General features: G+C 67.7%; 13 protein-coding genes and 1 pseudogene. 8 read left to right on the top strand and 6 right to left on the bottom strand.

The window, feature by feature from the left end; translation table 11 throughout:
- Window positions 1-47: 47 nt before the first annotated feature.
- Complete coding sequence (locus ACFDTH_RS04305; RefSeq protein ID WP_375286268.1) at window positions 48-2,255, bottom strand: TonB-dependent siderophore receptor; 2,208 nt, start codon at window positions 2,253-2,255, stop codon at window positions 48-50.
- Window positions 2,256-2,364: 109 nt separating this feature from the next.
- Complete coding sequence (locus tag ACFDTH_RS04300; protein WP_375286267.1) at window positions 2,365-3,639, bottom strand: acyl-CoA dehydrogenase family protein; 1,275 nt, start codon at window positions 3,637-3,639, stop codon at window positions 2,365-2,367.
- Between the two features lie 74 nt (window positions 3,640-3,713).
- Between ACFDTH_RS04300 and ACFDTH_RS04295 the strand changes: the two genes are divergently transcribed.
- From ACFDTH_RS04295 to ACFDTH_RS04265, 7 genes are all read left to right on the top strand, one after another.
- Window positions 3,714-4,703 (top strand): phosphotransferase family protein, encoded by a 990-nt coding sequence (locus ACFDTH_RS04295; protein ID WP_375286266.1) that lies wholly within the window; start codon window positions 3,714-3,716, stop codon window positions 4,701-4,703.
- On the top strand, window positions 4,700-5,044 hold the full coding sequence (locus tag ACFDTH_RS04290; RefSeq protein WP_375286265.1) for a DUF6285 domain-containing protein: 345 nt from the start codon (window positions 4,700-4,702) through the stop codon (window positions 5,042-5,044). The genes ACFDTH_RS04295 and ACFDTH_RS04290 overlap by 4 nt, the downstream gene beginning before the upstream one ends.
- Before the next feature lie 42 nt (window positions 5,045-5,086).
- The gene (locus ACFDTH_RS04285; RefSeq protein ID WP_375286264.1) at window positions 5,087-6,271 is read left to right on the top strand and encodes an acyl-CoA dehydrogenase; all 1,185 of its coding nucleotides are present in this window, start codon (window positions 5,087-5,089) and stop codon (window positions 6,269-6,271) included.
- Between the two features lie 222 nt (window positions 6,272-6,493).
- The gene (locus ACFDTH_RS04280; RefSeq protein ID WP_375286263.1) at window positions 6,494-6,874 is read left to right on the top strand and encodes a DoxX family protein; all 381 of its coding nucleotides are present in this window, start codon (window positions 6,494-6,496) and stop codon (window positions 6,872-6,874) included.
- A gap of 92 nt (window positions 6,875-6,966) precedes the next feature.
- Window positions 6,967-8,088 carry a CaiB/BaiF CoA transferase family protein gene (locus ACFDTH_RS04275; RefSeq protein WP_375286262.1) on the top strand — a complete coding sequence of 374 codons (1,122 nt, stop codon included), beginning with the start codon at window positions 6,967-6,969 and terminating at the stop codon, window positions 8,086-8,088.
- Window positions 8,089-8,153: 65 nt separating this feature from the next.
- Window positions 8,154-9,263 carry a CaiB/BaiF CoA transferase family protein gene (locus ACFDTH_RS04270; RefSeq protein WP_375286261.1) on the top strand — a complete coding sequence of 370 codons (1,110 nt, stop codon included), beginning with the start codon at window positions 8,154-8,156 and terminating at the stop codon, window positions 9,261-9,263.
- A 134-nt stretch (window positions 9,264-9,397) separates the two neighbouring features.
- Window positions 9,398-9,922 (top strand): hypothetical protein, encoded by a 525-nt coding sequence (locus ACFDTH_RS04265; RefSeq protein WP_375286260.1) that lies wholly within the window; start codon window positions 9,398-9,400, stop codon window positions 9,920-9,922.
- Between the two features lie 19 nt (window positions 9,923-9,941).
- Here the strand turns inward: ACFDTH_RS04265 and ACFDTH_RS04260 are convergent, their stop codons facing one another.
- Genes ACFDTH_RS04260 through ACFDTH_RS04245 form a run of 4 tightly spaced genes read right to left on the bottom strand, consistent with a single transcriptional unit; the run spans window position 9,942 to window position 12,768 of the window.
- Entirely contained in the window at window positions 9,942-11,348 is a 1,407-nt protein-coding gene (locus ACFDTH_RS04260; protein ID WP_375286259.1) for a coniferyl aldehyde dehydrogenase, read from the bottom strand.
- Between the two features lie 19 nt (window positions 11,349-11,367).
- Window positions 11,368-11,772 carry a hypothetical protein gene (locus ACFDTH_RS04255; protein WP_375286258.1) on the bottom strand — a complete coding sequence of 135 codons (405 nt, stop codon included), beginning with the start codon at window positions 11,770-11,772 and terminating at the stop codon, window positions 11,368-11,370.
- Window positions 11,754-12,524 carry a prepilin peptidase gene (locus ACFDTH_RS04250; protein WP_375286257.1) on the bottom strand — a complete coding sequence of 257 codons (771 nt, stop codon included), beginning with the start codon at window positions 12,522-12,524 and terminating at the stop codon, window positions 11,754-11,756. Before ACFDTH_RS04250 ends, ACFDTH_RS04255 begins: the two co-directional genes overlap by 19 nt.
- Entirely contained in the window at window positions 12,517-12,768 is a 252-nt protein-coding gene (locus ACFDTH_RS04245; protein WP_375286256.1) for a hypothetical protein, read from the bottom strand. The genes ACFDTH_RS04250 and ACFDTH_RS04245 overlap by 8 nt, the downstream gene beginning before the upstream one ends.
- Window positions 12,769-12,877: 109 nt before the next feature.
- On the opposite strand from ACFDTH_RS04245, the pseudogene ACFDTH_RS04240 reads away from it, so the two are divergent.
- Window positions 12,878-13,322: pseudogene (locus tag ACFDTH_RS04240) on the top strand (acetyl-CoA C-acetyltransferase); the annotation flags it as partial.

Below are 13,322 nucleotides of genomic sequence, written 5' to 3'. Positions count from 1 at the left end.
GCCGATGTATGGGCCGCACGATGGCTCCATCGCGCGGCCGGTGAAGCTCAGAACCGGAAGGTCGCACCCGCGGTGAATCGCCGCGGCGCGCCGTAGCGATACTGGCTGAACGTGCCCATCTGACTGTAATAGGTCTCGTCGAACAGGTTCTCGACATTCGCCTGCAGATCGACCTGCTCGGTCAAGGCGAAGCGCCCCATCAGGCTGACCAGGGTGAAGCCCGGCTGGGTGAAGCGGAACGGGTCTCCCGTGACCGGGTTGGTGCCCTTGGTGAACGCCTCGCTGCGGTAGTTTACGCCACCGCCGAAGGTGAGGCGATCATAGGTGTAGGTGGTGAACAGCTTGAGCAGCCGGCGCGGCTGCTGCGTATTTGCGGCGACCTCATCGCGATCCTCGGCCTTGAACTGGCTGTAGCCGAAGTTGATGTTCCAGCCCGGCAGCGGCTGGCCGGTAACCTCGACCTCGAAGCCTTCGCTGGTGACGCCCTGCGCGGCGACATAAGTCTGCTGCGGCAGACCGCCGCCCGGCGGGATCACCATTTCGTCAGGCTGGCCGACATTGTCCTGCTCGATGCGGAACAGTGCGATCGAGGTCTGCAGCGCCTCGTTGAAGAACGCGCTCTTGAGGCCGACCTCATAGGCCTTGCCGTCGAGCGGCTCGATCAGCTCGAAGGTCCGGGTGCGCAGGTTCTGCGGCTGGAAGATGCGCGTATAGCTGGCGTAGAGGCGGTGGTTCGGCGTCACGTCGAACAGTGCGCCGACATAAGGGATGAACTCGTCGTTAGCCCCGAACTTACTGGGGCCGCTCCAGGCAAAGCCTTCCTGCTGCCAGCTGGCGATGCGGCCGCCGGCGATGATCTTCAACGGATCGGCGATGTTGAGCCGCACCGCGCCGTAGTAACCGGTCTGCTTGATCCGCTCCTGCTCGTTGCGGACCGCGACAGTGCCGAACACGGGCTCCGGGAACAGTGCGCCCTCGCGGCCGAGCACGGGGACGTTGGTGGCCCAGCTGTTGAGCCCCTCGCCAAACGCGGGATTGTTCTCGGTGTACGGCGCTACATAATTATCGGTGTGGCGGTTGAGGATGCTGTGCAGCGCGCCGATCACGACCTCGTGATCACGGCCGAACACGTTGACCAGGCCCTTGATCTGGCCGTCGAAGCTCTCCTGGACGCTGATCCCCTCGGACTTGTACGGATTGCTCGACTGGATCGTGCCGGTCTCGCGATCGGCGGTGCCATACATGTAGAGCAGCTGGGTGCTGCCGGTGTTGCGCAGCCGGTTGTAATTGGCCGTCACCGTCCAGCGGTCGCCGATCTCCTGGTGGATGGTGGCGAAGATGTTCTGGTTGGTGGAGTTCCAATAGGTCCAGTCGGCCGCGGTGGTCTGCGAGCGATCGATGTCGGTGGTGACCGAGCCGTCGCTATAGAAGGTGGGTAGCGAGCCCCAAGTCGCGCCCTTGGGCTTGGTGTCCTGGTGGCTGATGCCGGCGCGGACCAGCGTGGTCTCGGTCACGTCGGCGTCGATGACGCCATAGGCCACCCACTTCTTGGTGTGCAGCAGGTCGGTGAAGTTCTTCGCATTCTCGTAGCGGCCGACCGCGCGGACGCGGATGCGGCCGGCCTTGTCGAGCGCGCCGCCGACATCGGCGGAGAGGCGATAGGTGTCCCAGCTGCCCGCCTGGGCGTTGACATAACCGGTCCACGCCTCGGCATCTGCATGCTTGCGGACGAGGTTGACCGAGGCGGAGGGATCGCCCGCGCCCGAGAGCAGGCCGGTGGCGCCGCGCACGATCTCGACGCGCTCGTAGATCGACACGTCGATGCTGGTCTCGCCATTGCCGCCGGCGAGCGTCCAGGCCGCGGGCACGCCATCGACCTGTGTGTTGCGGATCTCGAAACCGCGCGCGAAGAACTCGTTACGGACATCGTCGAACTCGTTGACCGAGACGCCGACCGCATTGTTGATCACGTCGCGCACGCTGATCAGGTTCTGGTCCAGGATGCGCTGCGCGGTGACGATGCTGACCGACTGCGGCGTCTCACGCACGGTGAGGCCGAGGCCGGTGGCGGTGTCGATCCGGTCGGGCAGCGTATAGGTGCCGGTGACGACGACATCGCCCTCTGCCTCTTCCGCAGTACGCTCGGTGGTCTCCTCCGCCGGCGGTTCGGCCGTGGCGCCGCCGGTCTGCGCGACGGCCGGCATGGCCAGCGCGGCGAAAGCGGTTGCGAGAAGAAGCGATACCTTGGTCTTCAACGTCAGTCCCCCGATCGGTGGACCCGGCGGCGCAGGGCAGCCGCCGAGTCCTCATGATCGGGGCGCTTAGTGAGGATGATAACTGTTCGCAATAGCGCGTTTGGGATCGCTATCCCCGCGGCCGTCGGTTCGGGCCGGCGAAGCCGAACATCCAGGCGGCGACCTTGCGCATCTGGATCTCCTCCGATCCTTCGGTGATCCGGTAGCGGCGGTGGTGGCGGTAGATGTGCTCGAACGGCTTGTGCCGCGAATAGCCGATGCCGCCATGCACCTGCATTGCCCGGTCCGCCGCCTCGCAGCACAGCCGGTTCGCCCAGTAATTGCACATGCTGATCTTGTCCGAGAGCTGCTTTTCCACCTCGGGCTTGGGCATCTGGTCCATCTGCCAGGCGGTCTCGCGGATCATCAGGCGGAGCATGCGGATCTGCGTGGCGAGCTCGACCAGCGGGAACTGGATCGCCTGGTTGGCGGCGAGCGGCTTGCCGAAGGGCTTGCGCTCCAGCGCGTATTTCACGCTCTCCTGTACGCAATAGTCCGCCGCGCCGCAGGACGACGCCGCCTGGCGGATGCGGTTCTCGTGGACGAAATGCTGCGCGACCGCGAGGCCCTTGCCCTCCTCCCCCAGGATCGCGTCGGCGGGCACGTGCACGTTGCTGACGCTGATCCGCGGGTGATCGGTGGGCATGTTGAAGGTCCAGTAATATTCCTCGACCTTTACCCCCGGATCCTTGGCATCGACCAGGAAGCAGCTGATCCCGTCGGCATCGCCGTCCTTCCCCGAGGAGCGCGCGAACATCATGATGTGGCTGGCGACGTGCATGCCCGTCGTCCACATCTTGCCGCCGTCGATCCGCCAGCCGTTCCCGTCCTTTACCGCGCGCGTTTCCATGAAGGTCGCGTCGGAGCCATGGTCCGGCTCGGTCAGGCCGAAGCAGATGCGGTAGCGTCCTTCGAGCATGCCGGGGATGAATTCGTCCGCCTGCGCCTTGGTGCCGAAATCCTGGAACATCAGCACCTGGGGGAAATTGGCGATGATCGAATGCTCGTTCTGCAGGTCGTTGTGGAGGCCCAGGCCCATCGACGCGAAGTGATCGCGGATCACCGCCATCCACAGGTTCGATCCGTCGCGGCCGCCATATTCGCGTGGAAGCGCGAAGCGGAGGTGGCCCGCCTTGTCGGCGCGGCGGCGCACCTCGCGCAGCAGCTCCTCCCACTCGGTGCGGGGGAGGCCCTGATTGTCCCAGTCGGTGCGGGCATGCTCGCGCCGGTGGTCGAAGAAGCGGATGTTGTCGTCCTGCGCCTCCAGCGGCTTGATCTCGGCGGCGATGAACGCGTCGAGCTCGGCGAGATAGTCCTTCAGGTCCTGCGGCAGATCGAAATCCATGACGTCCTCTCCCCACGATCTAAGTCGAGTCTTTTAACTGGCGTAGCGCGGCGCGGCGTGATTTACAGCCCCCCATGGAGAGGTTGTCGAAAGACGGGATCGCGACCCGGCTCGGTGCGATCGCGGGAGCGCTGGTGCCGGGCGCGGAGGGGATCGCCGGCCTCACCCGGCTGACCGGCGGTGCGAGCATGGAGACATGGGCGTTCGAGGCAAGCGGCGTGCCGCTGATCCTGCGCCGGCGCACCGGTGTTTCCGACGAGCATCCCGGCCGCAAGCCGCCGCTGCGGCTGGAAGCGGAGGTGATCGCCGCCGCCACCGCCGCCGGCGTGCCCGCGCCCGAGGTGGTGCATGTCTGCGACGATGCCGACGGGCTGGGCGAGGCCTATGTGATGCGGCGCGTCTCCGGCGAGACTTTGGGCAAGAGGATCGCCACCGACCCTGCTTTCGCGCCGGCACGCGGCGTGCTGGCGCGCCAGTGCGGCGCCGCGCTCGCCCGCATCCATGCCACCCCGCCGGTGGCGGCGCTGGCGACGGTAGGTCCACGCGAGACGCTGGCGAATTACGAGGCGACCTGGCGTGCCTCGGGCGCGGTGCGGCCGACGATCGAGGCGGCGTTCCGCTGGCTGGAGCGGCGTCTGCCGGAAGAGACCGGGCTGACGCTGGTGCATGGTGATTTCCGCAACGGCAACCTGATGGTGGACCCCGGGACGGGGCTGGTCGCGGTGCTGGACTGGGAGCTGGCGCATGTCGGCGATCCGGCCGAGGACCTCGGCTGGATCTGCACCAACAGCTGGCGCTTCGGCCAGCCCGCCCGGCGCGTCGGCGGGTTCGGCGACGTGGCCGACCTGCTCGCCGGCTATGCCGAGGCGGGCGGCGCGCCGATCAGCGCCGAGCGGCTCGACTTCTGGACCATGGTCGGCAGCCTCAAATGGGGGGTGATGACCACTATCATGTATGCCGCCTATCTCGCCGACCCTGCCGCCGGTCCGGAGCGCGCGGTGATCGGCCGGCGGATGAGCGAGACCGAGGCGGACATCGTGGCGATCCTGGAGCGCGCGGCATGATCACCCACCCCACCGCGCAGGAGCTGGTCGAAGGCGTCGCGCGCTGGCTCCCGGTTGACGGCAGCGCGGGCACCTTCGGCCTGCGGGTCGCGCGCAACGCGCTGGAAATCGCCGCGCGCGACATGGCGCTGGGCCCCGCCGCCGACGCGCGCGCGGCCGAACGGATGCAGGCGCTGCTCGGCCGCGGGGGCACGCGGGACGAGCTCGACATGGCGCTGGTCGCGGCGATCCGTTCGGGCGAAATCGCGTCGGACGATCCGGGGCTTGTTGCGCACCTGAAGGCGTGCGCCCTCGACGCGCTGGCAATCGATCAGCCCCGATATGCGCACGAGCTTGGCTAGCGGCCGCGCGGGTCTATACACCCGGCCAAAAGGAGAGACTTGATGGCCGGCATGAGCCCTTTCGACTGGGCGGACCCCTTCCTGCTCGACGAGCAGCTGACCGACGACGAGCGGATGATCCGCGATACGGCGCGCGCCTATGCGCAGGATCGGCTGGCGCCGCGGATCGTGGAGGCGTTCCAGCACGAGCATACCGATCCGGCGATCTTCCGCGAGATGGGCGAGCTGGGGCTGCTCGGCCCGACGGTGCCGGAGGAATATGGCGGCGTCGGCGCGAGCTATGTCGCCTATGGCCTGGTCGCGCGCGAGGTGGAGCGGATCGATTCGGGCTACCGCTCGATGATGAGCGTCCAGTCGTCGCTCGTGATGTACCCCATTCACGCGTACGGATCGGAAGAGCAGCGACGGAAGTACCTTCCGATGCTGGCGAGCGGCGAGTGGATCGGCTGTTTCGGGCTGACCGAGCCGGATGCGGGCTCCGACCCCGGCGGCATGACCACGCGCGCGAAGAAGACCGACGGTGGTTACGTCATCTCGGGCGCCAAGACCTGGATCTCAAACAGCCCGATCGCGGACGTGTTCGTCGTCTGGGCGAAGTCGGACGCGCACGGCGGCGGCATCCGCGGCTTCATCCTCGAAAAGGGCATGAAGGGCCTTTCCGCGCCTAAGATCGAGGGCAAGCTCAGCCTGCGCGCCTCCATCACCGGCATGATCACCATGGACGAGGTGGAGGTCGGCGAGGACGCGCTGCTCCCCGAGGTGCAGGGACTCAAGGGCCCGTTCGGCTGCCTCAACCGCGCGCGCTACGGCATCAGTTGGGGCGCGATGGGCGCGGCGGAGTTCTGCATGCACGCCGCACGGCAGTACGGGCTGGACCGCAAGCAGTTCGGCACGCCGCTGGCAGGGCGCCAGCTCTACCAGAAGAAGCTGGCAGACATGGAAACCGAGATCGCGCTGGGCCTCCAGGCGAGCCTGCGCGTCGGCCGGCTGATGGACGAGGGCCGCTTCGCCCCCGAGATGGTCTCCATCGTCAAGCGCAACAACGTCGGCAAGGCGCTCGACATCGCGCGGGTGAGCCGCGACATGCACGGCGGCAACGGCATCTCGGGCGAGTACCAGGTGATGCGCCACCTGATGAACTTGGAGACGGTCAACACCTATGAAGGCGCCCACGACGTCCACGCGCTGATCCTCGGGCGCGCGATTACGGGGATCGCGGCGTTCTAGCCCCCCTCCCCGCACCAGACGCGCAATAGATCAATAGCCTGGGCACGTCGCCACAGGCTGCCTCCCTTGCTGCCTGCGGGGCTGGTTCGATCACCGGCTGTAACCACCGCGGCCCGCCCGCCGAACTCCGCAAGGTGGGCGGGGCGATCTCGTCCGGTTCTCGAGACCGCGGGCGCCCCGGAGGCGCGCGTCCGGTCCATGGGACATGCAGAGGAAATGACCATGACGACCATCGCACCGACCAGACGCGCGATCAGAACGGTCCAGCTGGTGCTGCAGGCCCTTGTCGCATGCGTCTTCCTGGTGGCCGGCGTGCTCAACCTGGGCGGTGTGATGGCAGAGGAAATGATGCGCCTTGGCTATCCGGGCCATTTCATGATCATCGTCGGCGTGGCGTACATCGTCGGTGTGATCTGCCTCTATCAGCCGCGCTTCGCCTTTCTCCAGGACTGGGTCTTTGGCGCGATGGCGGCCACCCTCGTGGGCGCCGCGGGAACGCACATCCTTATCGGTGACCCCATCGGCAAAGCCGCGCCGGCGATCGTGACTTTGGTCCTGCTCATCGCCGCCTATGCCCTGCGCCGGCGCCTGCGCGCGGGCTGATCGACCAGGCCTGCCGCCCGCCGCATCCGGCACGCTTGCAAAACACCGCCCCGTACTACACCAGCGTCCCTCGATATCGCCGCAGGGATGACGTGGGTAGCGAAGCGCCGCTGAAGGGCATTAAGGTCGTCGAGCTCGCGCGCATCCTCGCCGGGCCATGGGCGGGGCAGATCCTCGCCGATCTCGGTGCGGAGGTGATCAAGGTGGAGAGCCCGGCGGGGGACGACACCCGCACCTGGGGGCCGCCGTTCGTGGAGCAGGACGGGGACCGCTCCGCCGCCTACTTTCACGCCTGCAACCGCGGCAAGACCGGCATCGTTGCCGATTTCACCGACCCCACCGATGTCGTCCGCGTAAAGGCGCTGATCGCCGATGCCGACGTGGTGATCGAGAACTTCAAGGTCGGCGGGCTGGCCAAATACGGCCTCGACTATGCCAACCTGGCGCCCGATCACCCGCGCCTGGTCTATTGCTCGATCACCGGCTTCGGCCAGGACGGGCCGTACGCCTCCCGCGCGGGATACGACTTCATCATCCAGGGCATGGGCGGGATCATGTCGCTGACCGGCGAGCCCGACGGCGCACCGCAGAAGATCGGCGTCGCCTTCGCCGACATCATGACCGGCCTGTACGCCACGATCGGCATCCAGGCGGCGCTGCACATGCGCGAACGGACGGGGCGCGGGCAGATGGTCGATTGTGCGTTGCTCGACACGATGACAGGGGTGCTCGCCAACCAGGCGGCGAACTACTTCGCCAGCGGCTTGAACCCGCCGCGGATGGGCAACGCGCATGCCAATGTCAGCCCCTATGCGGTGTTCCCGACCAGTGATGGCTGGTTCATCCTGGCGGTGGGCAATGACGCGCAATACCGCCGCTTCGCCGCGATCGTCGGTATCGCGCCCGACGCGCGCTGGGTAAGCAATGCGGGGCGGATCGAGCATCGCGCGCCGCTGTTCGCGCTGATCGAGGAACGCTGCCGCACCTTCCTGCGCGACGACCTGCTCGCGAAGCTGGAGGCGGCGGGCGTGCCGGCGGGGCCGATCAACACGGTGGAACAGGCACTCGCCGACCCGCAGGTCGCGGAGCGCGGCATGGTGTTGCCGCCCAATGCCGCGCGGCCGATCGCGGGCCTGCGCACGCCGATCCGCTTCTCGGACGCCGAACTGGCGCTGGGCGGCGGCGCCCCGCCGCTGGCGAAGCGCACGCCATAACTTTTGTTGTGCCACCCCCTCCCTCCCGCTAGCGTCTGGCCAAGAGACAAGAGGAGAGGACGTCCGTGAGCACCCCGCCCCTTCATGGCATCCGCGTGGTCGAGTTCGCCGGAATCGGCCCGGGCCCGTTCGCGGGCATGATGCTCGCCGATCACGGCGCGGAGGTGATTCGCATCGATCGCGGCGATGCCGGAGGGGCCGCGAAGGACCCGCTACTGCGCGGCCGCAAGTCGATCGCGCTCGATCTCAAGAAGCCCGAGTCGATCGCCGCGGTCCGCCGGATCGTCAAGCAAGCGGATGCGATCATCGAGGGCTTCCGCCCCGGCGTGATGGAGCGGCTGGGCCTAGGGCCGGACGTGCTGCTCGGCGACAATCCGAAACTGGTCTATGGCCGCATGACCGGCTGGGGCCAGACCGGGCCGATGGCGCCCGAGCCGGGGCATGACATCAACTATATCGCCATCTCCGGCGCGCTCCACGCCTTGGGCCGCCAAGGCGAGAAGCCGACGCCGCCGATCAACCTGGTCGGCGATTTCGGCGGCGGCGGCATGCTGCTGGCCTATGGCATGCTCGCCGCGTTGCTCCACGCCCAGCGCACCGGCGAGGGCCAGGTGGTGGATGCGGCGATGACCGAAGGCTCGGCGCTGCTGATGACCATGATGTGGGGCTTTCGCGCGATGGGCCGCTGGCGCGACGAGCGCGGCACCAACCTGCTCGATACCGCGGCGCACTTCTACGACACCTATGAGACCGCGGACGGCAAGTGGGTCTCGCTGGGTGCGATCGAACCGCAATTCTATGCCGAGCTGCGCGCGGTGATGGGCTTATCTGACGACAAATGGTCGGCGCAGATGGACGCGCGGCAATGGCCCGCGCTCAAGGCGGAGATTGCGGCGCTGTTCAAGGGCAAGACGCGCGACGAATGGGTGGCGGCGTTCAAGGGCCACGACGTCTGCTTCGCGCCGGTGCTGGGCTTCGACGAGGCGTATGACGACGCGCACAACGTCGCGCGCGGCGCGTTCGTCGAGGCAGGCGGGGTCAAGCAGCCGGCGCCCGCGCCGCGCTATTCGGTCAGCGGCACGGTGGCGCCGGCAATGGCCGGCGAGCGCAAGGATGCCGCGGTGCTGCGAGGTCTGGGGTTCGCGGAGGAAGAGGTCGCCGCGCTGGGGTTCTGATCCCTGCTCCCCTCCCTGGAAGGGAGGGGCCGGGGGTGGGTGGCCCCTCGCGCAACGGCTGCGAGGATCACCTCGACAACGCCATTGACCTCAGCAAAACTCAGCTCGAGACCTTTGCCGGACACGTTGCATACATGAGGAAGATCTTCACCACACTCGCGACAGCAATAGTTGCGCTCTGGTCAGTAAGCGCGTGCAGCCCGAATTCGACCGAAGCAGCCGAACGGAAGGCGGATCACATTCGGAGCTTTTATCCTGGAATGACCCGCCAGTGCTTCGAACGGCTTCGTAATGGCGACGAAAGCCTCTTCCTGAGCGGCACAGACAAATGTTTCAAGATGACCCCAACTCAGCGCTGGCAGGGTATTTGGCTGGATGAGTTCGAGGGACAGCATTTCTGCGCTGCTCCTGCAAAAACATGCGAATTTAGCGAGTCCGTGCCTCGGACTTGGCTAACCTTCACAGACGGCCTTCTACCGTCGCGGCGTAAAGCGAGCGGCCGAGAGTACGACATCATCTTTATCGGCCGCCGCACGCTACTTCCTGGCAAACATGGGCACATGGGTGTGTCCGATCATGAGATGATCGTGGACCGGATCATTTCCGTTTCGCCGCGCGTCAAAGATCAGCGCGCGCAGCCCTCCCACCCTTCCCTTTGAGGAGGGAGAGAAGGCCCTCTCACCCTATCTGCCGCGCTGCCGCCTTGCGCGTCGCGGCACCGTATGGCGGCTTCAGCCCCGCCAGCTTGGCCACGTCCACGCGGGCCTGCTTGTACACCGCCTTGGCGTGGCTGAACGTCCGGAAGCCGTCCAGGCCATGGTAGGAGCCCATGCCCGAGGGGCCGATGCCGCCGAACGGCAGGTCCTCCATCGAGACGTGGAAGATCACATCGTCGAGGCTCACCCCGCCCGAGATCGTCCGGTCGAGCACGCGCCGCCGCTCGCCCGCGTCGCTGCCGAAATAGTACAACCCCAGCGGCCGGTCGCGGCGGTTGACCTCGCCGATCGCGCCCTCGATCGTGTCGTAGCGGCGGACGGGGAGCACGGGGCCGAAGATCTCCTCCTGCATCACAATCATCTCGTCGGTGGCGTCACGGATGATGTGGAACGGCATCTTGCGGCTGTTGGTGCTGCCGAAATCCTCGCCCGCCGGGTTCACCACCTCCACCGTCGCGCCCTTGGCGCGGGCGTCGTCCACCCAGTCGGTCAGGCGCTGGAAGTGGCGGTCGTTGACTACGCTGGTATAGTCCGGGTTGGACAACAGGGTCGGGTACATCGCCGATGCCGCCGCCTTGAGGCCCTCCACCACCCGCGGCTCCTCGCCACTCGGCACCAGCATATAGTCGGGCGCGAGGCAGATCTGGCCGGCGTTGAGCATCTTGCCCAGCGCAACCCGCTCGGTCGCCTTGGCGATGTCGGCGCCCTTGCCCAGGATCACCGGGCTCTTGCCGCCCAGCTCCAGCGTCACCGGGACGAGATTGTCGGCGGCGGCGTGGAGGATATGGCGGGCGATGCCGGTCGCGCCGGTGAAGATCAGGTGATCGAAGGGCAGCTCGGCAAAGGCCTTACCCACGTCCGGCCCGCCGCTGACGAAGGCGAGCTCGTCCGCCGCGAAATACTTCGCCACCGCCTCCTCGAACACCGCCGAGGTGGCAGGGGTATATTCGCTGGTCTTCACCATCGCGCGGTTGCCCGCCGCGAAGATGCCGGCGAGCGGGCTCATCACCAGGTTGATCGGGAAGTTCCACGGCGAGATCACGCCCACCACGCCCTTGGGCTGATATTCCACCCACGCCTTCGCGCCGAGCAGCCCGAGCGGGAACTGGACCGAACGCTTGTCACGCCGCGCCCAGCGGTCGAGGTGCTTCTCGGCGTGCTTCAACGGCGTGATCGAGCCGGCGATGTCGGTCATCATCGACTGTTCGCGGCTGCGGTGGCCGAAATCCTCGCTCAGCGCCTCGCAGAACCGGTCGGCATGGTCGCGGATCATCGCCTGGGCGCGCTTGAGCCGGTCCTTGCGCACCGACAAGGGCTCCGGCAGCGCCGCCATGAACGCCGCGCGTTGTGCGTCGAGTATCGCCCGCATGTGACCTCTCCCCTTCGTGTCAGGGGGCGCAGCCGATCATCCCCACCAGCGGCACCACCACGCCGTCCTGCCCCGGACGGTCGATCCTAAGCGTCGCCGCGGGCACGGCCGCGCCATCGCGCAGGTCCGCCCGTTCGGAGACGGTAAGCGACAGCGCGGCGAGCGTGTCGCCGGCGCGATATTCGGTGTCGGCAGCGAGGCCGTAGCCCGCCGCGCCGACCTGCGCGGCGCGCGGCAGGTCCACCGCTTTGCCATCCAGCGCTACCCGGATGCTGCCCGCGCTCGCCACCGCGACGAAATGCCGCTTGTCGCCGGTGGTGAACAGATAGGCCGCGCAGCCGCTCGCCGGCAGCGCCTGGGGCGCAAGCTCGCCGAGCGGCAGCCCGTTGACCGAAGTGGCGAGCGCTAGAACGAAGGCCAGCATGCAGGACAGGCTATCATGCCCGCCCACACCATGTAAGCCGCAATGCTTAGAAACGTGCCGAACGGCAGTTCGCTGTCCCACGCCACCGCGCCGCCGCGCAGCCGCGCGATGCCGGCGGTCAGCAGGCCCACCGCAGCGGCGGCGAACAGCACCAGCGGCAGCACCTGCCAGCCGAGCCAGCAGCCGATCGCCGCCAGCAGCCGCGGGTCCCCCTCCCCCATCACCTCGCGCCCGCGCAAGGCGCCGTAGAAGGTGGACAGGAACCACAAGGAAAGGAAGCCAGCGCCCGCGCCGATCATCCGGTCCGCAAAGGCGGGCTGGGGCACCAACGCGGCACTGGCGAGGCCGACCGCAGCGAGCGTGGCGGTCAGCTCGTCGGGCAGGATCAGCTCCGCCGCATCGATCGCCGCCAGGGTGAGCAGCAGCCAGCCGAACATCGCCCCCGCCACCCCCGCCCAGCCCGGCGCGAGGAGGCCCGAGGCAAGCCCGATCGCCGCCGCTCCCGCCTCGATCCGCCAGTGCCGCGGGTCGATTGCCGCACCGCACGACCGGCAGCGTCCGCGCTGGAGCAGCGCACTGACCAGCGGCATCAGTTCGATCGCGCGCAACGGTCGCCCGCACGAATCACACGCTGATCGCCCGGCCAGCGCGGTCCTCTCTTGCGGCCAGCGGATCGCCAGCGTGGCGAGGAAGCTGCCGAGGATCGCGCCGAGCAGCGCCAGCCCGCCGGCGAACGCCAGCGCGTCAGACACCCGTCTTGCGGACGAGATAGCGATACACGCCGAAGACGTTGATCCCGAACAGCACGATGTTCTGCGTGCCCAGCGCCCAGTCCTGCGTCAACAGCGCGCCGCTGATCCAGCAGATCGAGCTGCCGACGAAGATCACGAACCCCCAGCCGGTCAGCCGCCGGCCGAGATCGAGCGAGACCATGAAGGCCGCAGCCATGCCGCTGATCGCGGCGGCCCATTTCAGCGTTTCGACAAGGGTGTCCATGGCGCGGCTCAACGCGCGTCGGCGCCGGGAGGTTCGGCAATGTTGGCAGACGTTGCCCCGCCCCGCCCACGGGCCTACATTGCAGCGCACAAATCCGCTGGAGAGAGCCATGTCTGATCCCGTCGTCATCCTGTCCTATGCCCGCACGCCGATGGGCGGCATGCAGGGCGCGCTCGCCGATGTGTCGGCCACCGATCTCGGCGCCACCGCGGTGCGCGCAGCGGTGGAGCGCGCCGGTATCGACGGGGGCGAGGTCGAGCGGATCTACATGGGCTGCGTGCTGCCCGCCGGCCTCGGCCAGGCGCCCGCGCGCCAGGCGGCGATCAAGGCCGGACTGCCCAAGTCGGTCCAGGCGACCACGGTCAACAAGGTCTGCGGCTCGGGCATGCAGACGGTGATCATGGGCGCGGAGGCGATCGGCGCCGGCTCGGTCGACCTGGTGGTCGCGGGCGGCATGGAGAGCATGACCAACGCGCCCTACCTCCTCAAGAAGCACCGCTCGGGCGCGCGCATCGGCCATGACACCGCCTATGACCACATGTTCCTCGACGGGC

Origin of the sequence: Sphingomonas sp. (assembly GCF_042096255.1) — a bacterium.
Taxonomy (GTDB): domain Bacteria; phylum Pseudomonadota; class Alphaproteobacteria; order Sphingomonadales; family Sphingomonadaceae; genus Sphingomonas.
The sequence above is the reverse complement of the archived record's forward strand: the minus strand, read 5'-3'. Positions and strand labels throughout refer to the sequence as shown.

Coding starts and splice junctions, on each gene's coding strand:
- ACFDTH_RS04285 (WP_375286264.1), top strand. CDS start 5,087: ATGGCCGGCATGAGCCCTTTCGACTGGGCGGACCCCTTCCTGCTCGAC.
- ACFDTH_RS04280 (WP_375286263.1), top strand. CDS start 6,494: ATGACGACCATCGCACCGACCAGACGCGCGATCAGAACGGTCCAGCTG.
- ACFDTH_RS04300 (WP_375286267.1), bottom strand. CDS start 3,639: ATGGATTTCGATCTGCCGCAGGACCTGAAGGACTATCTCGCCGAGCTC.
- ACFDTH_RS04260 (WP_375286259.1), bottom strand. CDS start 11,348: ATGCGGGCGATACTCGACGCACAACGCGCGGCGTTCATGGCGGCGCTG.
- ACFDTH_RS04290 (WP_375286265.1), top strand. CDS start 4,700: ATGATCACCCACCCCACCGCGCAGGAGCTGGTCGAAGGCGTCGCGCGC.
- ACFDTH_RS04245 (WP_375286256.1), bottom strand. CDS start 12,768: ATGGACACCCTTGTCGAAACGCTGAAATGGGCCGCCGCGATCAGCGGC.
- ACFDTH_RS04295 (WP_375286266.1), top strand. CDS start 3,714: ATGGAGAGGTTGTCGAAAGACGGGATCGCGACCCGGCTCGGTGCGATC.
- ACFDTH_RS04265 (WP_375286260.1), top strand. CDS start 9,398: ATGAGGAAGATCTTCACCACACTCGCGACAGCAATAGTTGCGCTCTGG.
- ACFDTH_RS04255 (WP_375286258.1), bottom strand. CDS start 11,772: ATGCTGGCCTTCGTTCTAGCGCTCGCCACTTCGGTCAACGGGCTGCCG.